Consider the following 22,209-nt stretch of genomic DNA (forward strand, 5'->3'; position numbering starts at 1 on the left):
CGGCAGTTACTAACGTAACTGCCGTTTTTATTTCATGCATTTTCATTCTATAAAACAGAAAATACTGCTTTTACAATATCATCATAAACCTGCTTATCTCGTTCTCCAGTTCTTGCCAAAACACGAATACCCGAATAATTATTGAAGATAAATCGAGCTAAAACTTTCGCGTCAAGCTGTTTGGAAATATGTCCTGACTCCTGCCCTTTTTTAACGGCATTTGTAAAAACTTCTTCCATTGTCTGACTATTATCTTTGACAATCTTTGCAATCTCTTCATCATGCATAGCCAACTCAACAGAAGAGTTAACCATGAAACAACCTTTTGTAATTCGGTCTTCTAAACTTTCGATTACGGCTTGTTTAAAAATATCCAGCAATGTTTCTTTGACATTTTCAGACTTTTCTAAAAGTTCTTTTACAGTATTCTGAGCCTGTAGTTGATAACGCTGTAAAGATTTGGAAAACAACTTTTGTTTATCTCCAAAAGTATCATACAAACTCGAACGGCTTAAACCTAAATATGTTACCAAATCTTGGGCAGATGTTCCGTTATATCCTTTATGCCAAAAAATTTCGATTGCTTTATCTAAAGCCTTTGCCTCATTAAATTCTTTCGTTCTAGCCATGATATCCAAATTAAATTTCGTTACAAAGGTAATGATTAAACGGAACAATCGTTCCTGAATTAGTCAAAAAAATTATAATACTGTGTTTACAGTAAGTCCACCGTCAACAACAATCTCTGTTCCTGTAATAAATGATGCATCATCTGAAGCAAGGAAAGCAATAGTTTTTGCTACTTCAGCAGCTTGTCCAAAACGTTTTAATAAAATCTTTTGCCCTAAAGCAACTCCTAAACCTTCTACTTCTTCTTTTTCTAAACCTACTTTTCCATACAGAGGTGTTTCAATTGGGCCAGGAGAAACGGCATTAACTCTGATTTTTCTTCCTGCTAATTCAGCGGCAAAGATTCTATTTAAGGATAAAACTGCGGCTTTGCTTGCTCCATAAACACTTGAACCTGGCATTCCTAATTGAGCATTTACTGAAGTATTAAAAATAATAGAACCTCCATCATTTAAAATTGGCAATACTTTTTGAACGGTAAAATAAACTCCTTTTACATTTACATTCATGATACTGTCATAATGCTCTTCTGAGGCTGAATCTACTGGAGCAAAAGCTGCAATTCCTGCATTCAAAAATAAAATATCAACTTTTCCGAATTTTCCTTTTACTTCCTCAACCAAATTATCAATCGATTTTAGATCTGATTGATCTGCTACAATTCCAGTAACGTTTAATTCTGTTTCGGCTTTTGCTAAAGCTTCTTTGTTTCTTCCTGTTACAATTACTTTTGCACCTTTTGATGCTAATTCTGCTGCAGCTGCATATCCAATTCCGCTGTTTCCACCTGTTACGATTGCAACTTTGTTTTCTAAATTTTTCATTTTATTTGTTATTTAAGTTATTGATTATTCAATTATTATGATACAAAGATATAATAACGGAACGATCGTTCCGTTATTTGCCAAGTTAATATTTTGTTAAAATAAATAACTGATTTTAGAAATGCCCGTCAGATAAGGAATTTATCTATGGAATAATAAAGGAAAGAAATCGTAAAATGTCGTTGATTCTTAATTTATCCTTAATTTTGCATTAAAAAATAAACAAGATGGATATTCAATTTTTCAAAGAAAGTCCTTTCACTACCATAATATCATTTCACAAGCTAATTGAATCATTTGAAGAAATTGCTTTGTCTGACGTCGATTATAGATCTAACTACGCTAAAGCTATTCTTAAACAAATTGAATTGATTCCAGAGCTGCGAACTGGAATTCAAGATTATTCGGTTATTAAGGAGAATGAAGGTTTAATCAAAAATATTCTAGCCGATTTATTTCCTACTGCTTTAACTCAGAACGAAATAAAAGCCGTTACCATTCCCTTTCAAAATATTTCTTTTAATTACACAGAGCGCTTTAAGAAAATTCTAAAAAATGCTGGAGATGAATTTTACATGGAAATTCGTGATTTTGATGATCATCAATTTTATGTAAATAACTGCTGTTTGATATTAGCATACTATTATAATTATAATATTGATTTTAACAAACCTTTTTTCTACGATATTCCAGATGAAGAAGGTGTCGAAAAACACTATCGCATTTTGTACAATGCAGATTTCATGGAAATTACTCCAACTGAAAAATCTGTAGAATTAACGCAGCAAGATATCGATCAATTAATTGATAATTATAATGACATTGAGTTGTGGAAATCGAAATTTCCTCCGGGAAGCTGGATTTTAAAAGGTTTTGGAATTGTCTCTCTTTTTGATGCTACAACCGAAAGTGCAATTTCTACATTAAAGAGTAATCTTTTAAAACCAAATACAAAAAGCCTAGACTCTGATAATATTCTGGAAAACATTTTTAGATCTATTTTTAAAATTCCGAGTCTAAAAGTTGGTTTTATCATCTATAATCCTGAAGAAGAAAAGTTTATTAGACCTATTAAATTTGACAAACAGATCACAAGCTTTTTACTACACACTGATCAGGAAGTGGATTGTAAAAATGCTTTTTTCGGATGTTCTTTTGAAAACCTTCTAGATAAAAATGAGCCTTTTGTAATTTCAAATGTGAAAAAGTTTATCGAGGAATCGACAAATAAACATTTAGGAGAACATCTGTTGAGACAGGGAATTCAGAGCTGTGTTTTTGCACCAGTTACAAAAGATGGTCATTTATTAGGTGTTATCGAATTAGTTTCTGAAAATGCCAGAGATTTAAACAGCGTAAATGCAACAAAACTAGAATTGGTTCTTCCGTATTTAACCGATACCATTGATCGTTACAATACAGACATGCAACACCAGATCGAAGCGATTATTCAGCGAGAATATACTACGATTCATCCTAGTGTATATTGGAAGTTTAGGAAAGAATCTCAAAACTATTTTCAAAACATAAACCATACAAAAGATTATATTTTTAAAGAAATTGTATTTAAAAATGTATTCCCGCTTTATGGTCAGATTGATATAAAAGGTTCTTCTGAACACAGAAATGAAACTGTAAAAATTGATTTAAAAAGTCAGCTTTCTGCACTTTTGGAAATTTTCGATAATCAAGAAGCAAATTCAAATCTAGTTCTTTTGGAACAAAGAAAATTTGAACTGGAATCATTGCGAAGCGAATTGGATTTTCCTTTAAAAGCAGATACAGAACAGCATATTCAGCGATATATAGAAGAAGAAATTCATCCGATACTTAAAAACACAAAAAGTAACCCTAAAAGCGAAAAATTAGAAAAACTTTACTTTGAAACTCTGGACGAAAAAACAGGAATGTTTTATCAGGAAAGAAAGAAATTTGACAATGCCATGTCAATCATTAATAAAAGACTGGCAACCGTATTAGATAAAAAACAAGTTGAAGCGCAACAGATTTATCCGCATTATTATGAGCGTTTTAAAACAGATGGTGTAGAACACAATTTATATATCGGAGCTTCAATTTCGCCTACAAAACCATTTGACATTATGTATCTGCATAATCTTCGTTTGTGGCAATTGCAGACTTTGTGTGAAATGGAATTAGAACATCATCAATTGAAAGAATCGCTTCCATACGAATTGGATGTAACTTCTTTGATTTTGGTTTTCAGTTCGCCGCTTTCTATCCGTTTTAGAATGGATGAAAAACGTTTTGATGTTGATGGAACTTATAATGCGAGATATGAAGTCGTTAAAAAACGAATCGATAAATCGCATATTAAAGGAACAAGTGAAAGAATTACTGAAAAAGAGAAAATCACGATTGTATATTCTCAAAACAGCGAAGAAGCAGAATATTTAAAATACATCAAATATTTACAGCATAAAAAAATTCTAGAACCGGCAATAGAACAATTTGAAGTTGAAGATCTTCAGGGAGTTTCTGGTTTAAGAGCCATTCGTGTAAAAGTGATTAATAACACTTCAAACTCTGCAGTAAAAAAGATAACTTATCAAGATTTATTAGATGAGCTCAACTAAAAGTTGGGCTTTTTTTTTATTTTTTAAACACATAGAGACATAGCTTTTAGAGCTTCAAAAAGGCGTTTCACTTGCATTAATTCACATAGGTAAGCTATGTGTTAGAAACTAGTTTCTTTCTCTATTCTTTGTAGTTAAAGAAAAAACTATGTTTCTATGTGTTTAAAAATATTTTTGCATAAAAAAACTTTGTCAAAGTTTGAAACTTTGACAAAGTTGCTAATCTTAAAAATAGATTCTAAAATTTTAAATTGATTTAAAAGCAATTACGAACGAGATAACCGTAATAATCAACCCGAACATAAAGAAGTTGTAAGCAATACGCAGTAAATTATACTTTCGCTGTAAAACCAACCCCAGATAATACAAATCTTTTATCATGGTTGAATACAGATAATCTCGGTCTTTCATCATTTCATTCATGGCCCAGTCATAATCTTCCAAAGGCATTTTATAAAAATTTCCAAAGAACATTAAATTTACTTTTTTGGCTTCAACATCTTCTCGTGTAAAAAATCCAGATGTTACTTTGGGTCTTGTGGAAAGAATCGCAAAAATAATTGTAATTACACTTGACATCAGCATGATGAAAGTTGGAACAACCAAATGTGCATTTTTAGGACTATCTAACTTTGGAATAATAGAAGATAAAGCTATTGAAATAATAATAGCATTTACTGATAATAAAATATTCGCTTTGCTATCGGCAATGCCACTTAAGCGAGTATGATTTCCAAGTGTTACACGAAACAAAGTATCGATGCCGCGATCTGGTTTTTCTACTTTTTCCTTCTTTTTATTTTCTTCTTCAATTGCTGCGGCCGCTTTTAACTCTTGTTTATTGATTTTCTTCTGAATCAAAAGCAGATTTTTTTCTTTTAATGGCTGCCATTTTCTAAGAGCATAATCGGTGTAAAAGCGATGTTTGTTTAGTAAAAAGTTTAAGTTTTCTCTTGTCCATTCCGAATTGGAGAAACTTACAATTCCTGTGTTTTTTAATTCCAAACGCAATAATTCGCAGGTTGTAGTATATTCTTCTCCCATTAAATGAGCATAATCGGCATCTCTGATTATCTTTTCTAAATGCGTTTTAGGTTCATATTCTTTAACTGTTGCTAGAATCAAACTTGAAACCAATGCAATAAACTCTTCCGATTTACCTTTTTCGCGTAAAAAATCAGCAGCTATTTTAACACTCGCTTTTTCATGATTTTCATAACCTTCTACATATCCTGCATCATGAAACCAAGCAGCAACCAAAATCGCTTCCTTATCATCATCTTTAACATCCTCTTTTTTACAGAGTTCTTTTACCGCAGTAACTACAGTGAAAGTATGGTTAAAATTATGATAAGAATATAAATTAGAAAGTTTATCTTTGAGTAAATTACTGACGAAATCCTCGGATTGTTCTATTAGATTCATAAAGAATATTTTTATACCACTAAATTATGAAATTGTTTTTGGATAATCATTTTATTGCCAAAATTAAAACTGGAACGGTTACTTTATTGCTGCTTTCCCTCGTTTATTCTTGTGCAACTCACAAGCCCCAATACGGAAAAAATGTAAGTTCTATCGAGAATGAAAACGCAACCGATACCATAAAAATTGACCATACGTTTTTTCTTGTAGGAGATGCTGGAAATGCTGACGAAGAACAGGCGCAGCAAACACTCGAACTTTTACATCAAAGACTGAAAAAAGCGAGTAAAAAATCTACTTTGCTTTTCTTAGGAGACAATATCTATCCGAAAGGTTTTCCGAGTGATAAAAAGTCTGGAGATAAGGCTTTAGCCGAAACCAAACTGAAAAATCAATTAAAGTTAGCCGATGGTTACAGAGGAAAAACTATTTTTATTCCCGGCAATCACGATTGGTACAGCGGTATTAAAGGCTTAGAACTACAAGCTGATTTTGTGACCAAACATTTAAACGACAAGAAAGCATTTCTTCCTAGAAAGTCTTGTCCAATAGAAGATGTCAAAATTGATAGTATTACAACGTTAATAACTATTGATAGTGAATGGTTTCTAGAAGATTGGGACGATCATCCAACAATTAATGATAATTGCGAAATTAAAACAAGAGAAGCTTTTTTTGAAGAACTGGAAAGTCTTTTAAACAAAAATCAGGAAAAAACGGTTGTTTTGGCAATTCATCATCCTTTGTTGAGCAACGGAACTCACGGTGGACAATTTTCACTGGAAAAACAATTATTTCCATTAGAGAAAAAAATTCCGCTACCTGTCATTGGATCTTTTATTAATTTATTGAGAAAAACTTCCGGTGTTAGTCCGCAGGATATTCAAAATAAACAATATACAATTTATGCCAAGCGAATTAAAACGCTTTTGCAAAAGCAAAAAAATGTAATTGTAGTTTCGGGTCACGATCATAATCTACAATATATCAGCAATGAAAATATTCAGCAAATTATTAGTGGTGCGGGATCTAAATCTGAAGCGGCAAGAGCTGTAAACGAAAATGATTTTTCGTACGGAGGAAATGGTTACGCTACTTTGACATTATTTAAAAGTGGCGATGCTAAAGTTTCTTTCTATGGAAATGAAAATAATAAAGAAAAACTGCTTTTTGAACGCGAAATTATAAAAGCCAAAGAAATTAACTGGGCTTCTAATATTCCAAATAAATTCCCGGCAAAAATTACTACTTCTATCTATTCGCCAAAAATGACGGATAAAAGCTGGTTTCATAGTTTTTTATTCGGAAAACATTACAGAAAATATTACAGTATGCCAATTGAGGCCACTGTAGCAACTGTTGATACTTTAAAAGGAGGTTTGAAACCTATTCGTGAAGGTGGAGGACATCAGTCTGTCTCTTTGAGAATGTCAGATCCAAAAGGTCGTGAATTTGTCATGCGAGGCATGAAAAAAAGTGCGACAGTATTTTTACAATCTGTTGCTTTTAAAGATCAATATGTAGTAAATGATTTTGAAGATACGTATGCCGAAAGTTTTTTATTTGATTTTTACACCACTTCTCATCCATACGCTCCTTATGCAATTGACGGTATGTCCAACAAAATTGGATTACTGCACACCAATCCGATTTTATATTATATTCCGAGACAAAATGGTCTGGGCGAATTTAATGCAGGTTTTGGAGATCAGTTGTATATGATTGAAGAAAGACCAGCTGATAATCATTTAGATGGAAAAAACTTCGGAAATCCAAGTAATATTATTGGAACTGATGATGTCATGCTGAATCTTCATAAAGATGAAAAATATTCGGTTGACGAAAAAGAATACATAAAAGCCCGTTTGTTTGATATTTTAATTGGCGACTGGGACAGACATAGTGATCAATGGCGTTGGGCCGAATTTAAAAAGGACGGAAAAGTAATTTATAAACCAATTCCGCGAGATCGCGATCAGGCTTTTGTAAAATATGATGGTGCTTTGCTTTCTATTTTAATGAATATCCCGGCATTGCGACACATGAGAACTTTTAAGGATAAAATTGGCAACGTTAAATGGCTGAGTAGAGAACCTTATCCTCAGGATTTGGCTTTCTTAAAAACGGCTGACCAAAAAGACTGGATTGAGCAGGCAAAATATATTCAGGACAATTTATCGGATGCTGATATTGAAAAGTCTTTTAAAAATATGCCTAAAGAAGTTCAGGATGAAACGGTTGACGAAATTATCCGAAAACTAAAAAACAGAAAAAGAGAGCTTCAGAAATATGCTGCCATTTATGCTGATGTTTTAAGCAGAACTGTTATGATTGCCGGAACAGATAAAAAAGACAAATTTGTTTTGAATCATAATGCAAAGAAAAGCATTGAAATTCAAGTTTTCAGATCGAAAAAAGAAGGCGACGAATTACAATACACTAAAACCGTTACCGATGCCAAAACTAAAAATTTATGGATTTACGGTTTAGATGATAATGATACTTTTGAAGTGAAAGGAAATTATAAATCGAATATTAAAATTCGTTTAATTGGCGGTCAGAACAACGATACTTACAATATTGAAAATGGAAGAAAGGTTATTGTTTACGATTTTAAATCAAAAGAAAACACCTATAATTTAGATTCTAAAACCCAAACACAGTTAACAGACGATTACGATGTTAACTTATACAACTATGAAAAACCGAAATACAATGTAGTTTCTGGTCTTCCAAATATTGGTTTTAACCCTGATGATGGTGTAAAAGTGGGCATCAATTTAAATTACACGGTTAATAATTTTAAACAGAATCCGTACACGCAAAGACATGTTTTAAATGCTTTCTACTATTTCGCAACTGGAGGTTTAGAGTTTAACTATGCGGCGCATTTCCCTGGATTACTTGGAAAATGGGTTATCGATGTGGAATCACTTTATACGACGCCAAATTTTGCCATGAATTATTTTGGCTACGGAAATGAGTCGAAATATGATGATGATTTAAGTTTGGACTACAACCGTGTCCGCATCAGAAAATTTAATGCTTCGGGAGCCATCAGACATGTTGGAAGATATGGAAGCGAATTCAGCGTTCAGCCTATATTCCAGAGAATGACGGTTGAAGAGACTGAGAATCGTTTTATTAATCTTCCAAATATTGTAAATCCAGATGTTTTTAATACTCAGAATTATGGAAGTTTGAAAGTGAAATATCTTTTCAAAAATTCTGATTTTGCTGCGAAGCCAACTCTTGGAATGTTTTTTATGATTGCTGGAACTTGGACGGCAAATCTGGACGAAACCAATAAAAATTTCCCAACTCTAGAAAGTGCTTTAGGATTTACACATAAAATTGATAAAACGGGCAAACTGGTTTTAGCAAGTTATCTTAAAGGAAAAGCTATTTTTAATAATAATTACGAATTCTATCAAGGTGCTTCTTTAGGTGGCGATACTGATTTAAGAGGTTTTAGAAACGAACGCTTTTTAGGAAGTTCGTATTTCTCTCAAAGTTCGGACTTACGTTTAAGCATCGGCCGAATCAGAAAAACTATTGCTCCTTTTACTTACGGAATTCTAGGTGGATTTGACTACGGAAGGGTTTGGCTTGATGGCGAAGATTCTAAAAAATGGCATCACGATTACGGTGGAGGACTTTGGTTAAATGCAATTAATGTTTTAACTGCCAGAATATCATATTTTAAATCTCCTGACGAAATTGGAAGGGTTATTTTTGGAGCGGCATATAGTTTTTAAAAAAGGTACTGAGATTCTGAGATGCTAAGGTTCTAAGGTTTTCTTAGATAGCGATAAAAAAGCCACGAATTCACGGATTTTAATTACAAATAATTCGTGAATTCGTGGCTAACTTTTTTGACTTAGTCCCTTAGTATCTTAGAACCTTAAAGTCTAAACTCATACACATTCCCTCCTATTTTATCGGCTTTTTCATCGGCGATTAACAGGGTGTTGTTGTCTTTGAAAACGATGGCTTCTTTTTGAGAAAAATGATTTAGTTCTATTTGGGTTTGAGTTCCTTTATGAAATAAATCGCCTTTGAATCCTTTAAACAAAAGAACTTTGTCGTGACTTAACAAAGCTACTTTTTTCCCGTCTGGACTTATTGTCGCGCTCGTCAGCACACAATGATTGTAATTGTTACAGGTTTTAAACTCTCCTATTTTCATTGCTTTCTGAGTTCCAGAAGCATTTTTTATTTTGTAGATAAAAGCAGTTCCATCAAAACCTTTACTTCTGTTTTTTGTGAAAAGGTAGAAATAACCGTTGTGCTCAAAGAAACTTTCTACGTCATAAAACATTTCTTTTTTCTTTGGAGGAAATTCTTTCTGTTCCGGATATGAAAATGAGATTTTATATTCGGCGGAAGCCACATCTTTATTCAACTGATTTTTTGGCAGCTTATAAATGCAAAGATCTCTTCTTTCGTTATCATTATTTCCGAAATCGCCAATGTAAATATTTCCAGCTTTATCTTTTGTAATGTCTTCCCAATCTACATTTTTGGCATTTGAAATTGTAATCGTTTTTTCTATTTTACCTTTAGAATTTAAAGCATAGATAGCATTTTTATTACCGCTGTCTTCTAAGGTATAAAGCAGATTGTTCTCAGGAAAATACGTTATTCCTGAAACTTCTTTTAATTTCTTTGGAAGCGAATAAAGCACTTTTAAATCATTCCCGGACTGCTGTTGGCAAGCCAATAAAACTATTGAAACGGCTATTAAAAAAGATTTTTTCATAAGATTATAATTTTGCAGACCATATAAGTCATATAAGTAAATTTAAGAAGCAGACTTCATGAACTTATATGGTTCAACCCTTTTAAACTAAGTTAGTATTTTTAAAATTACGTGTAATAAATTCGAATGCTGCATGCATGACATGTCCCATTGATTTGGCATTTTTAAATTTCATATCATTGGTATATCTATATAATTCCATTTTGAGCTGATTGAGATGCTCTTCGGTTGAAATGGTATCGTGACACATTATATTCAGAAGTTTTTTAATTCTGTTTTCTGCTGAATGAATACGTTTTGCCAAGATCGCTCTTTCTTCATCTTTATATTGAATAATAGAACGTTCTTCTAGTTTTTCTTTAATCAGCTGAATCATTGGGAAATTTTCCTTGAAAAATTGCGGACGATATACTTTAAAATTTCCTTCGTAACATTGCTGGTCAAAATCGATCGGGCGGATTTTATACACCACCTGATCAAAATCGTGAATTGGAACAATGACATAATTATATGCCCTCATATCTCCCAAAAGACGAATCATACAACGCTCATTAAACTTTACAAACTCTTTTGCAATCTGTGCTTTTTCCATTTCTGAACAGCCATCCAGCAAAGTGTCCATAAAAACGTCTCCTGGAATTCCAATAATATGCTCTTCGATTAAAGTATCATTATAAACTAGAAAGTTGATTTTATCCGGTGATAAAATATCTTCCAATTCCAAACCATAAATTCGGGAAGCATCGGCTTTTTTGATATAAAAATGAACGTAGTTATCATTGAGAATGTTTCGAACTTTAATTCTAAAAGGTTTGGAATTCCCGAAAGTACAGTAATCAATTGCATCAATATTTAGAAATTGAATAATCTCGCTGTTACCATCAGAATGCAAAAGTGAATAAATTCGTTTAAGGTTTAAGTCAATTTCATTGCGTTCAAATTCACTGTAATAAACGCGAATCCAAAGTGTGTCATTGTCATGTTTGTCATAAACATTTATCGATCCCGAAAAACGAAGCAAGTCATCATAAAACACAGAAACTTTAGAAATACGTTCGTATCGCTCCAAATAACTTAAAAGTGGTTGTGTTAAAGGATAAGAAGGTTTTTTTAAAACCATTAAAGGCTCGCTCATTTTGAATATCTTTATTACAAATTTACATCAATACGATTGAATGTTAGAAATTAAAGTAACAAAAATCGAATTGGTTCGTCATACTAAAAACTAAAACCAGAAAAATTTGGAAACCATTTTAACCATTGAGAATCTAAATAAAAGATACGGCCGAATCCAGGCGCTAAAAAATGTATCTTTTTCAATACAAAAAGGTCGTGTTTATGGCATTCTTGGCCCAAACGGTAGCGGAAAATCGACCACATTAGGAATTGTTTTAAATGTTGTCAATAAATCTTCCGGCAATTATCGCTGGTTTGACGGGAATGTAGAAACCCACGAAGCTTTAAAAAAAGTTGGTGCCATTATAGAAAGACCCAATTTCTATCCTTATATGACTGCCGAGCAAAACCTAAAACTGGTTTGCAAAATCAAAAATATCAATTACGCCAAAGTCAATGAAAAATTGGAATTGGTTGGTTTAAGCGAAAGAAAAGACAGCAAGTTCAGTACCTTTTCTCTGGGAATGAAACAACGTCTGGCAATTGCATCGGCACTCTTAAATGATCCTGAAATTTTGATTTTAGATGAACCAACCAACGGATTAGATCCGCAGGGAATTCATCAGATTCGAGATATCATTAAAAAAATTGCTTCACAGGGAACGACAATTTTATTGGCTTCACATTTATTGGACGAAGTAGAAAAAGTCTGCTCTGAAGTAATTGTCTTAAGAAAAGGAGAAGTTTTATACTCGGGTTCTGTAGACGGAATGGCTTCGAATGAAGGCTTCTTCGAAGTCTCTTCAAATGACAATGAAGTTTTAAAATCCGTTTTAAGCAATCATGATGCAGTTGGACAAATAAAAGAAGAAGATGGAAAAGTTTTGGTCTATCTAAAATCAGAGTTGCCAGCTTCTGAATTAAACCAATTTCTGTTTTCTAAAAATGTTGTTTTAAATCATTTGGTAAAACGTAAAAATAGTCTGGAAGCTCAATTTTTAGAATTAACAAAAAACACCAATCCAAAAAACTAACCAAGCCATGAAAAGACTTCTCTCTATAGAATTACAAAAAATTTGGATGAATAAAGCCAGTAAAATATTGACTTTAACTTATTTTATATTACTTTCTTTTATTGCTTTAATTGCTGCCATAAAATTTGATATTGGGCCTTTCAAATTTCATTTGGCTGAAATGGGAATTTTTAATTTTCCTTTTATCTGGCATTTCAATACTTATGTGGCCGCTATCTTAAAATTATTTTTAGCTATTGTTATCGTTTCGATGATGGCAAACGAATACAGTTATGGAACTTTAAAACAAAATTTGATCGATGGTTTAAGTAAAAAAGAATTTATTCTGTCTAAATTTTTAACGGTTGTTTTGTTTGCATTTATCTCAACTGTTTTTGTTTTTGTAATGAGTTTAATTTTAGGACTAGCTTTTTCTTCTTATACTGAAATAGGCATTATTTTTACTGATTTAGATTATCTTTTAGCCTTTTTTGTCAAACTGACAGGTTTCTTTTCTTTCTGTTTATTTTTAGGAATTTTTGTAAAAAGATCAGCATTTGCTTTAGGTTTTCTTTTAGTTTGGAGTATTATTGAAAGCATATTAAGAGGATTTCTAGCTTTTAAAGTATTTCCTGAAAGTAATACTGATGAAAAAATCACACAGTTTTTTCCTTTAGAATCCATGTCAAATTTAATTGTCAATCCAGCTCCTAGATTGTCTGTGGTTAAAAATATCGGTACTCAAATTGGGATCGAAACAGACATTGATTACAGTGTAAGCTACTTTAGTATTTTGATCGTTTTAGCATGGACTTTCTTATTTGTTTATTTTTCTTACAAACTATTAAAAAATAGAGATTTATAGTATATTTGTTATACTATGAATTATTTTAAAAGCCTTTTAATCTTATTACTTGTAAACTTCACATGTATTTGTGCCAATGCACAAGTAATCACTATAGATGGTGTTAGAACGCCACAGCAATTAATAGAAAACACTTTAGTCAACAGCTCTTGTCTTGCTATTGGTAATACTGCCGGTAAGGGAGATGGAACTTTTCCTATTGTACCTATGAGCTATGCTTATTTTAATTCAGGTACAAGCAATTTTCCGTTTTCTGAAGGTGTGGTTTTGAGTACCTCTATGGCATCACAAATAGCAGGGCCTTATACAGCGTCAATGGGAGGAGGGAGTAATGTTTGGTTAGGAGATTCTGATTTAAATCAAGCTTTAGGAATTACTTCTGTTAATGCAACAGTCTTAGAGTTTGATTTTGTTCCTTTAACGGATTTAATTAGTTTCAATTACATTTTTGCTTCAAATGAGTACCAATATGGCTATCCTTGTTCCTATTCAGATGGTTTTGCTTTTTTAATTAAAGAAGCAGGGACAAGTGGCCTTTATAAAAATATAGCCACATTACCTAATACAAATACTCCCGTTTCTTCATTAAATATTCGCCCCACAATTGTACCTGGAAAAGATCGAAATGGAAATGATTATAATGGTTGTCCAGCAGTCAATCAGGAATATTTTAATGGATTTAATCTGCCATCTGCTCCAATTAATTTTACAGGACAAACCATTGTAATGAATGCTAGAACCAACGTTACACCTGGAAAAACATACCATATTAAACTTGTCATCGGCGATGACAGATTTCAATATTACGATTCAGCTGTGTTCTTACAAGCAGGCAGTTTCACTTCAAAAATTGATTTTGGTGAAGATAGAACCGCAGCAAACAATAATTCTGTTTGTTATGGAGAAACAATACTTTTGGACACAAAATTATCTCCTTCCTATACTTACAAATGGTTTAAAGATAATGTCGAAATTGTTGGCGCAAACGCTTCATCATATAATGCCACAGAAACTGGAAATTATAAAGTAGAAGTGACATTTGCACCATCAACTTGTGCTGTAATGGGAGAAATTAAACTTGAATTTGCTCCCGAGATTCTTTCAACAAATACTACATTATTGCAATGTGATGACAACACTGATGGTTTCTCAATTTTCGATTTAACTAAAGTAAATAATATCGTAAAAAACAATATCGCATCCACTTTGAATGAAGGGTATTATGAAACTTTGGCAGATGCGCAAAACAAAACAAATAAAATCACAATACCACAAGCCTACATTAATAAAGCTCCAAACCAAATTGTATATGCTCGTCTGGAAAATGAATTTGGCTGTTTTATAACAGCTACCGTAACACTGCAAATCGCAACAACTTCAATTACAAATCCTGCTCCTATCAATACTTGTGATGGAGATGAAATTCAAGACGGATTTTATCAGTTCAATTTGAATACTGAAGTTACACCAGTAATCACAACTGGTCTTCCAAGCGGATTAACAGCTAATTATTTTTTAACGGCTACTGAGGCATTAACAGAAACAAATCCGTTACCTAATATCTTTAAAAATAGTACTGCTTATAATCAAACCATTTATGCCAGAGTTGTAAATGGCCCTGATTGTTATGATATTGTTCCTGTTCCGCTTGTAGTAAATACTTTTGACCCTCCAAATTTTGAAGACGAATCAAAATATTTATGCCCAAATAATACTCTAACTCTCACTGTTGATACTGGTTTCAGCAGTTATTTATGGAATACTGGAGAAACCTCAAATACTATAAATATTAATACAGCTGGAGATTATTCAGTAACAGTAAAAGCTTCCAATGGCTGTGAAAAAACGAAAAACTTCAAAGTTATTTCATCTGAACCTGCGATTATTACAAACGCTGTTATTAAAGATTTCTCAGGAAACGATAATTCAGTACTACTCGAATATACTGGAACTGGCGATTATGAATTTTCATTAGATGGCTTAACTTTTCAAGACAGTCCAACATTTAACGGAGTACCTACAGGAACGTACAATGCTGTCGCAAGAGACAAAAATGGTTGCGGTTTGTCCAATCTGTTTTTAGTATATGTTCTAGATTATCCTAGATTTTTTACTCCAAATGGAGACGGATATAATGATTTATGGGTTATTAAAGATTCTAATCTGCTTCCAAATTATACCATAAGTATTTTTGACCGCTATGGAAAATTATTAAAACAAATGAATCAAAATAGTATAGGCTGGACTGGAAACTTTAACGGACAGCAATTACCATCAGACGATTATTGGTTTACTTTAACATTTGTAGACGGCAGAAAAATAAAAGGTCATTTTAGCTTAAAAAGATAAAAAAGCACTTCAATCATTAATTTTGTTTTTTAATTTTTCATCTTAGACTCAATTTTGAAGTAAGAAAACTTTAAAAAACTCTTAAATTTTCAACTATTTGAAAAGAAAAAACAATCAATATTAAAAGAGAATTAAAATATATTCTATTTTTGGTTTAGGCGATTCAAATCAGTAACAGCCATTTAACAAGCCAATGAAAAAAATATTACCCTTCTTTCTGTTTCTGTTTTGCATTTTAGATTGTTTCTCACAATTTAGTAAGACTCATTATATTCCACCTTTGATTTCTGTTGACGGACTTGCAAACGATCAATATTTATATATTTCAACTCCAAGTTTGACAACTGTAAATTTCAAAATCATAGCCAATAATGGCAGCGTAGTCAATGGAACCGTAAGTAGTACTAATCCTTATTTCTATTATATAGCAACAGGAAGTAATACACAATTATTTGCTCCACCAAACAGCAATGGAATTGTGTCGGGGCGCGGTTACGTAATTGAAGCCGAGGATTTAATTTATGTAAGTGTGAGAGTAAATGCAGGATTAGCTCAAAATGGACAATATAGTCATGCCGGTGGCTTAGTTTCTAAAGGAAACAGTGCTCTTGGCACCACTTTTAGATTGGGAGCGATGTTAAATCCATTATATGACGAAACATTGTTGAACTTCGCCTCAATCATGGCTACAGAAAACAATACTAAAATCACTATTTCAAATATTCAAAACGGTACTCAGCTTTTAGATGGAACAGTAATTTCTGGGCCAATATCAGTTACATTAAATAAAAATGAAAGCTATGTATTGGCTTTGAAAAACTACAATGATGGCCAGCCTGTTTCAAACAGCTCAAAAATGATTGGAGCATTAGTCCAATCTGACAAATCAGTTGTAGTGAATTCTGGCTCATTTGGAGGAAGTAATAGTACTGTCATGACCAATCAAGGTAAAAATTCTGTTCCTGCAGGAAGAGATGTGGGCTTTGACCAAATCGTTTCTCTTGAAAAAACAGGAAAAGAATATATATTCATAAAAGGTCTTGGCACTGACGAATTAGAACGTGTATTACTAGTTGCACATTATAATAATACAGACGTTTTTCTTAACGGTTCTTCATCTTCATACAAAACACTTAACAGTGGAGAATATGTAGTAATTGACGGAAGCCAATTTGATAATGGAAGTTTATATGTAAAGACATCTGCAAACGTATTTGCTTATCAAAGTATTGGAGGAACCATACAGCCCGCCAATCAAAATATGTTCTTTGTACCTCCAATAAACTGTGCAACACCAAATACAGTAGATAATATTCCTCAAATTCAATCTATTGGCAGTAACACTTTTAATGGTTTTCTTAATATTGTAACCGAAACTGGAGCTTCAGTTTCGTTAAACAATAGCCCTATTACAGATTCTCCAATTCCAATTCAGGGAACTTCAGATTTTGTACGTTACAATATTCCAGATTTATCAGGAAATATAGCTGTAAAATCAACTAAGCAAATCTATGTTTCTTATTTTGGCACTAATGGCGCTGCAACCTATGGCGGTTATTATTCTGGTTTTGATTTAAAACCTGAAATTGTCAGTGGTAAAATTACACTGGACAATTCTTCATGTATTCCAAATGTATCTTTAAAAATAAATACATTATCTTCTTATGATACTTTTCAATGGTATAAAGACGATATTCTTATCCCAGGGGAAACTAAAAACAGTTACACTCCTACCCAACCAGGCTTTTATCAAGTAAGAGGAAGTATATCTGGCTGTGTTACGAACATTTTCTCTGACAAAATTCCGGTAAGTGATTGCCCTATTAATCAGGACAATGATCTAGTAAACGACAATATTGACATTGATTATGATAATGACGGAATAACAAATTGTACAGAATCTTATGGAGATCAGCCATTAAACGTTTCAAATCCACTTTTGGGATTAGTTAAAGTTGGCACATATTCTAATTCTTTTTCTGGTGAAATTACCAATCCTTTGCCGGTTGTAGCGCCCATAAGTGGAAGTGTAGATGGAAGTTTTATTACTCATATTGCATCTGGAAAAGGAGCTTCGACGAGTTATACTCTAAAATTTACAAATCCTATAAACCTTCGTTTAGAATACAGCTCGACAGCAAACACTGATGAATTAATAAATCCTGATTCAGAATACATTATCAATTCAGATATCAATAAAACTTTTACTGTTTTAAATCCTGATAATCAATTATTAATTGATACTAATTATGATGGAATATATGAAAGTGGTGTTACGGAATTCTCTTCTTTCGAAATTCGCTTTCGATTAAATGGAAATGTTCCTTTGCCAGCGGGAACTGGTACATTCAAATTTCAATCTTACCAAACCCAATCGTTTAAAATCACTCATAAAAATCTGTCCGATGAAACAGAAAGCAAATCAACCTTTAAACTTATTGCGACTTGTGTACCTAAAGATACCGATGGAGACGGAATTCCTGACCAATTAGATTTAGATTCAGACAATGATGGAATTCCAGACTTAATAGAATCGCAGATACAACCAAAACCGTTGTCTAATAGAGACACTAATTTAGACGGATTAGACGATATTTTTACTTTATCCGAAAACGCCTTAGATACTGATAAAGACGGCATTCCAAATTATCTCGATTTAGACAGTGATAATGACGGAATATATGATTTGGTAGAATCTGGCAGTAACGCTCCAGATGCAAATAGAGATGGGGTAATTGATACAATGGATTTTGGAACCAACGGATTATCTAATTCTTTAGAAACGAGTCCTGACAATGGTATTTTAAAATATACTGTTTTAGATTCTGATAATGACGGCATAAAAAATTACACAGAAATTGACAGCGATGATGATGGTTGTAACGATGTTACTGAAGCTGGGTTTACTGATCCAGACTTTGACGGTCAATTAGGCAGCGCTCCTGTACTCGTAAATTCATTTGGAATTGTAACCAGCAGAACTGATGGTTATACAACACCAAATGGGAATTATATTATTGCAACTCCAATTATAATTACAAAACAACCAGAAAATCAAACCATTTGTGAGTTAGAAAAAGCAATCTTCTCTGTAGAGTCTAATGCCGACAGTTTTCAATGGCAGGTCTCAAGTGATGGTGGAATTGTTTGGAATGCTTTAACTGAAAATACTGTTTATACTGGAACCAAAACCACATCTTTGACAATTCAGAAAACAAGTAATACAATGAATGGTTATCAATATCGCGTGCTTTTAAACAGAATTAATAATGCCTGCGGATTGACTTCAGCTAATTCTGTGACATTAAAAATTCTAGCTCTTCCAGTATTAAATTCTCCTGTTACAATCGTGCAGTGCGATGACGATACTGATGGTATTTCAAATTTTAATATAACGGAGAAAAACAGCTTTGTTTCTTCCAATTCGACCAACGAGACTTTTACCTATTACACTAGCTTAGTTGGAGCAAATACAAAAGATCCAGCTACATTAATTTCAAATCCACTTTCTTTTACAAGCAATAACAAAAGTATTTGGACAAGAGTTGAAAATTCAAACGGATGTTTTTCTGTTGCTCAATTAAATCTAGTAGTTTCAACTACACAAATTGACCCTGCTTTTAAAAGATCATTTACCGTTTGCGATGATTCAGTTGAAAACATAAGTATTGATACTGATGGCATTGCGACCTTTGATTTTAGTAGTGTAACTAATGAAATTGAAGCGATGCTTCCTTCAGCAAGTATCAATTATTCCATAAAGTATTATGCTAATGAAATAGATGCTTTTGCAGAAATGAATGCAATATCAGATCCTTCTAGTTATAGAAATTCAAAACCAAATCAGCAAGATATTTGGGTAAGAGTAGACAGTAATCTGGATAATGCTTGTTTTGGAATTGGACCATTTATAACATTAAAAGTAAATGCAAAACCCAATATAGATATTAATATTGATAAGAGTGATGATGGATTAGTTTGTTCCAATTTACCAACCTTTTACATTAAACTTGATGCAGGAATCATCGGAAATATTCCAGCCAGTACATATACTTATGTCTGGTCAAAAGATGGAAGCATAATTCCGGGAGAAACGAATGAAACTTTAGATGTTAATGAAGAAGGAAAATACACTGTAGAAGTTTTCACAAAAGACGAGGCAAGCTGCAGCAGAACTCGAACCATCACTGTAACCGCTTCGGATATTGCACATCTCGATTCTGTCACTATCTCTGACTTATCTGATTTTAACACAGTTGAAGTAAATGTTTCGGGAACAGGAAATTATGAATATAGTATTGATGATCCAAATGGTTCTTTTCAAGATTCAAACTACTTTGAAAATATTAGAGCAGGAATACACGAGCTTTATATCAACGATAAAAATAAATGCGGCAAAATCTCCAAAACTATCGCTGTACTTGGCATTCCTAAGTTTTTCACACCAAATAATGATGGCCACAATGATTATTGGAATCTACAAGGAGCTGATGACGTTTTTAACTCAGGAGCAAAAATCCTTATTTTCGATCGATATGGTAAATTAATCAAACAGATTATAGCTTCTGGAAATGGCTGGGATGGAACATATACCGGAAGTCCAATGCCTGCCGATGATTATTGGTATACTATAAAATTGGAAGATGGACGAGAAGTAAAAGGTCATTTCAGTTTAAAAAGATAGATCTTTAAAATTCCAATAAATAGCAAAAAGAAATCCCAAACTCCAAGTAATTGGAATTTGGGATTTTTTATATTGAGATCTAAAATTTATTAGATTTTATATCTTTTTCTATCTGTTTCGCTTAAGTAGATTTTTCTTAAACGTAAAGATTTTGGAGTAACTTCAACATACTCATCTTTTTGAATGTACTCTAAAGCTTCTTCTAAAGAGAATTTGATAGCTGGAATAATTCTAGCTTTATCATCAGCTCCAGAAGAACGAACGTTAGAAAGTTTTTTCGTTTTAGTAACGTTAACAGTCATATCGTCGCTACGAGTATTTTCTCCAATTACTTGCCCTTCGTAGATATCCTCATTTGGATCAACGAAGAATTTACCACGATCTTGTAATTTATCGATAGAGTAAGGAATTGCTTTTCCATTTTCCATAGAGATTAATGAACCGTTGTTACGTCCAGGAATTTCTCCTTTGTATGGTTCGTATCCAATGAAACGGTGTGCCATGATAGCTTCACCAGCAGTTGCAGTAAGTAATTGATTTCTTAAACCGATAATTCCACGAGACGGAATATTGAACTTAATAATCATACGCTCACCTTTACCTTCCATAGAAAGCATTTCACCTTTACGGATTGTAACGAATTCAACCGCTCTACCTGAAAGATTTTCCGGTAAATCGATAGTTAATTCCTCAATTGGCTCACATTTCACACCATCAACTTCTTTGATGATAACTTGTGGCTGACCAATTTGAAGCTCATACCCTTCTCTTCTCATTGTTTCAATAAGAACCGATAAGTGAAGTACACCACGACCAAAAACCATGAATTTATCAGCAGAATCAGTTTCTCCAACTTTCATTGCTAAGTTTTTCTCCAACTCTTTTGTCAATCTTTCACGGATATGACGAGAAGTAACAAATTTACCTTCTTTACCAAAGAAAGGTGAATCGTTAATTGTAAACAACATAGACATTGTTGGCTCATCGATTGCGATAGTCTGTAAAGCCTCAGGATTTTCAAAATCAGCAATAGTATCACCAATTTCAAAACCTTCAATACCTACAACAGCACAAATATCTCCAGCAACTACTTCTTCTACTTTTCTACGGCCTAAACCTTCAAAAGTATGTAATTCTTTAATTCTTGATTTGATTACTTTACCATCTCTTTTTACTAAAGAAATAGGTGATCCTTCTTTCAATACACCTCTTTCAAGACGTCCAATAGCGATACGACCTGTAAAAGAAGAGAAATCTAAAGATGTAATCAACATTTGAGGAGTTCCTTCAGAAACTTTAGGAGCTGGAACATTAGCAATAACCATGTCTAATAATGGCTCAATGTTTTCCGTTTGATTTTTCCAATCATCAGACATCCAGTTGTTTTTAGCAGAACCGTAAACAGTTGGAAAATCCAATTGCTCTTCAGTAGCACCTAATTCAAACATTAAGTCAAAAACTTTTTCGTGAACTTCTTCAGGAGTACAGTTTTCTTTATCTACTTTATTGATAACCACGCATGGTTTTAATCCTAAATCGATCGCTTTTTGCAAAACGAAACGAGTTTGAGGCATTGGACCTTCGAAAGCATCAACTAGCAAACATACACCATCGGCCATGTTCAATACACGTTCTACTTCACCTCCAAAATCGGCGTGGCCTGGAGTATCGATAATATTGATTTTTGTTCCTTTATATTGAACCGAAACGTTTTTAGAAGTAATTGTAATACCTCTCTCACGCTCTAAATCATTATTATCTAAGATTAAATCACCTGTGTTTTCGTTCTCACGAAATAACTGACAGTGATACATAATTTTATCAACCAAAGTTGTTTTACCGTGATCGACGTGGGCAATAATTGCAATGTTTCTAATAGATTCCATCTGTGATTTTTAATGGGCGCAAAGGTACACTTTATTTTTTAAAAAAAAATGTTTCTAT

At 32.9% G+C, this 22,209-nt stretch carries 12 protein-coding genes; 6 read left to right on the forward strand and 6 right to left on the reverse strand.

What is annotated here, in order from left to right; genetic code table 11:
* Positions 1 to 47: 47 nt before the first annotated feature.
* Positions 48 to 629 (reverse strand): TetR/AcrR family transcriptional regulator, encoded by a 582-nt coding sequence (locus GSY47_RS05145; protein WP_179002286.1) that lies wholly within the window; start codon positions 627 to 629, stop codon positions 48 to 50.
* Between the two features lie 72 nt (positions 630 to 701).
* Entirely contained in the window at positions 702 to 1,454 is a 753-nt protein-coding gene (locus GSY47_RS05150) for an SDR family oxidoreductase (RefSeq protein ID WP_179002287.1), read from the reverse strand.
* A gap of 227 nt (positions 1,455 to 1,681) precedes the next feature.
* Between GSY47_RS05150 and GSY47_RS05155 the strand changes: the two genes are divergently transcribed.
* A complete protein-coding gene (locus GSY47_RS05155) occupies positions 1,682 to 4,051 on the forward strand; it encodes a GAF domain-containing protein (protein WP_179002288.1) in 2,370 nt (789 codons plus the stop codon).
* 246 nt (positions 4,052 to 4,297) lie between these two features.
* On the opposite strand, the gene GSY47_RS05160 is transcribed toward GSY47_RS05155, so the two are convergent.
* On the reverse strand, positions 4,298 to 5,476 hold the full coding sequence (locus GSY47_RS05160; RefSeq protein ID WP_179002289.1) for a Pycsar system effector family protein: 1,179 nt from the start codon (positions 5,474 to 5,476) through the stop codon (positions 4,298 to 4,300).
* A gap of 26 nt (positions 5,477 to 5,502) precedes the next feature.
* Here GSY47_RS05160 and GSY47_RS05165 point away from each other — a divergent pair, with 26 nt between their 5' ends.
* Positions 5,503 to 9,234, forward strand: a complete 3,732-nt coding sequence (locus tag GSY47_RS05165; protein ID WP_179002290.1) for a metallophosphoesterase — start codon at positions 5,503 to 5,505, stop codon at positions 9,232 to 9,234.
* A gap of 146 nt (positions 9,235 to 9,380) precedes the next feature.
* On the opposite strand, the gene GSY47_RS05170 is transcribed toward GSY47_RS05165, so the two are convergent.
* Entirely contained in the window at positions 9,381 to 10,238 is an 858-nt protein-coding gene (locus tag GSY47_RS05170; protein ID WP_179002291.1) for an SdiA-regulated/phytase-like domain-containing protein, read from the reverse strand.
* An 82-nt stretch (positions 10,239 to 10,320) separates the two neighbouring features.
* Entirely contained in the window at positions 10,321 to 11,373 is a 1,053-nt protein-coding gene (locus GSY47_RS05175; protein WP_179002292.1) for a hypothetical protein, read from the reverse strand.
* A gap of 106 nt (positions 11,374 to 11,479) precedes the next feature.
* Here GSY47_RS05175 and GSY47_RS05180 point away from each other — a divergent pair, with 106 nt between their 5' ends.
* The 4 genes from GSY47_RS05180 (at position 11,480) to GSY47_RS05195 (ending at position 20,265) form a co-directional block, all read left to right on the forward strand.
* Positions 11,480 to 12,388 (forward strand): ABC transporter ATP-binding protein, encoded by a 909-nt coding sequence (locus tag GSY47_RS05180; protein ID WP_179002293.1) that lies wholly within the window; start codon positions 11,480 to 11,482, stop codon positions 12,386 to 12,388.
* A gap of 7 nt (positions 12,389 to 12,395) precedes the next feature.
* Positions 12,396 to 13,232 carry an ABC transporter permease gene (locus tag GSY47_RS05185; RefSeq protein ID WP_179002294.1) on the forward strand — a complete coding sequence of 279 codons (837 nt, stop codon included), beginning with the start codon at positions 12,396 to 12,398 and terminating at the stop codon, positions 13,230 to 13,232.
* A gap of 15 nt (positions 13,233 to 13,247) precedes the next feature.
* Positions 13,248 to 15,581 (forward strand): T9SS type B sorting domain-containing protein, encoded by a 2,334-nt coding sequence (locus tag GSY47_RS05190; protein WP_179002295.1) that lies wholly within the window; start codon positions 13,248 to 13,250, stop codon positions 15,579 to 15,581.
* A gap of 193 nt (positions 15,582 to 15,774) precedes the next feature.
* Positions 15,775 to 20,265, forward strand: coding sequence for a T9SS type B sorting domain-containing protein (locus GSY47_RS05195; RefSeq protein ID WP_179002296.1), 4,491 nt, complete (start codon positions 15,775 to 15,777; stop codon positions 20,263 to 20,265).
* 89 nt (positions 20,266 to 20,354) lie between these two features.
* Here GSY47_RS05195 and typA read toward each other — a convergent pair whose 3' ends face one another.
* The gene (typA, locus tag GSY47_RS05200; RefSeq protein WP_179002297.1) at positions 20,355 to 22,151 is read right to left on the reverse strand and encodes a translational GTPase TypA; all 1,797 of its coding nucleotides are present in this window, start codon (positions 22,149 to 22,151) and stop codon (positions 20,355 to 20,357) included.
* Between the last annotated feature and the right edge of the window lie 58 nt (positions 22,152 to 22,209).

Origin of the sequence: Flavobacterium quisquiliarum (assembly GCF_019308285.1) — a bacterium.
Taxonomy (GTDB): domain Bacteria; phylum Bacteroidota; class Bacteroidia; order Flavobacteriales; family Flavobacteriaceae; genus Flavobacterium; species Flavobacterium quisquiliarum.

What these genes read in the sequence shown, in the direction of transcription:
- GSY47_RS05145 (WP_179002286.1), bottom strand. Translation starts at nt 629, where the DNA reads ATGGCTAGAACGAAAGAATTTAATGAGGCAAAGGCTTTAGATAAAGCA.
- GSY47_RS05150 (WP_179002287.1), bottom strand. Translation starts at nt 1,454, where the DNA reads ATGAAAAATTTAGAAAACAAAGTTGCAATCGTAACAGGTGGAAACAGC.
- GSY47_RS05155 (WP_179002288.1), top strand. Translation starts at nt 1,682, where the DNA reads ATGGATATTCAATTTTTCAAAGAAAGTCCTTTCACTACCATAATATCA.
- GSY47_RS05160 (WP_179002289.1), bottom strand. Translation starts at nt 5,476, where the DNA reads ATGAATCTAATAGAACAATCCGAGGATTTCGTCAGTAATTTACTCAAA.
- GSY47_RS05165 (WP_179002290.1), top strand. Translation starts at nt 5,503, where the DNA reads ATGAAATTGTTTTTGGATAATCATTTTATTGCCAAAATTAAAACTGGA.
- GSY47_RS05170 (WP_179002291.1), bottom strand. Translation starts at nt 10,238, where the DNA reads ATGAAAAAATCTTTTTTAATAGCCGTTTCAATAGTTTTATTGGCTTGC.
- GSY47_RS05175 (WP_179002292.1), bottom strand. Translation starts at nt 11,373, where the DNA reads ATGAGCGAGCCTTTAATGGTTTTAAAAAAACCTTCTTATCCTTTAACA.
- GSY47_RS05185 (WP_179002294.1), top strand. Translation starts at nt 12,396, where the DNA reads ATGAAAAGACTTCTCTCTATAGAATTACAAAAAATTTGGATGAATAAA.
- GSY47_RS05190 (WP_179002295.1), top strand. Translation starts at nt 13,248, where the DNA reads ATGAATTATTTTAAAAGCCTTTTAATCTTATTACTTGTAAACTTCACA.
- GSY47_RS05195 (WP_179002296.1), top strand. Translation starts at nt 15,775, where the DNA reads ATGAAAAAAATATTACCCTTCTTTCTGTTTCTGTTTTGCATTTTAGAT.
- typA (WP_179002297.1), bottom strand. Translation starts at nt 22,151, where the DNA reads ATGGAATCTATTAGAAACATTGCAATTATTGCCCACGTCGATCACGGT.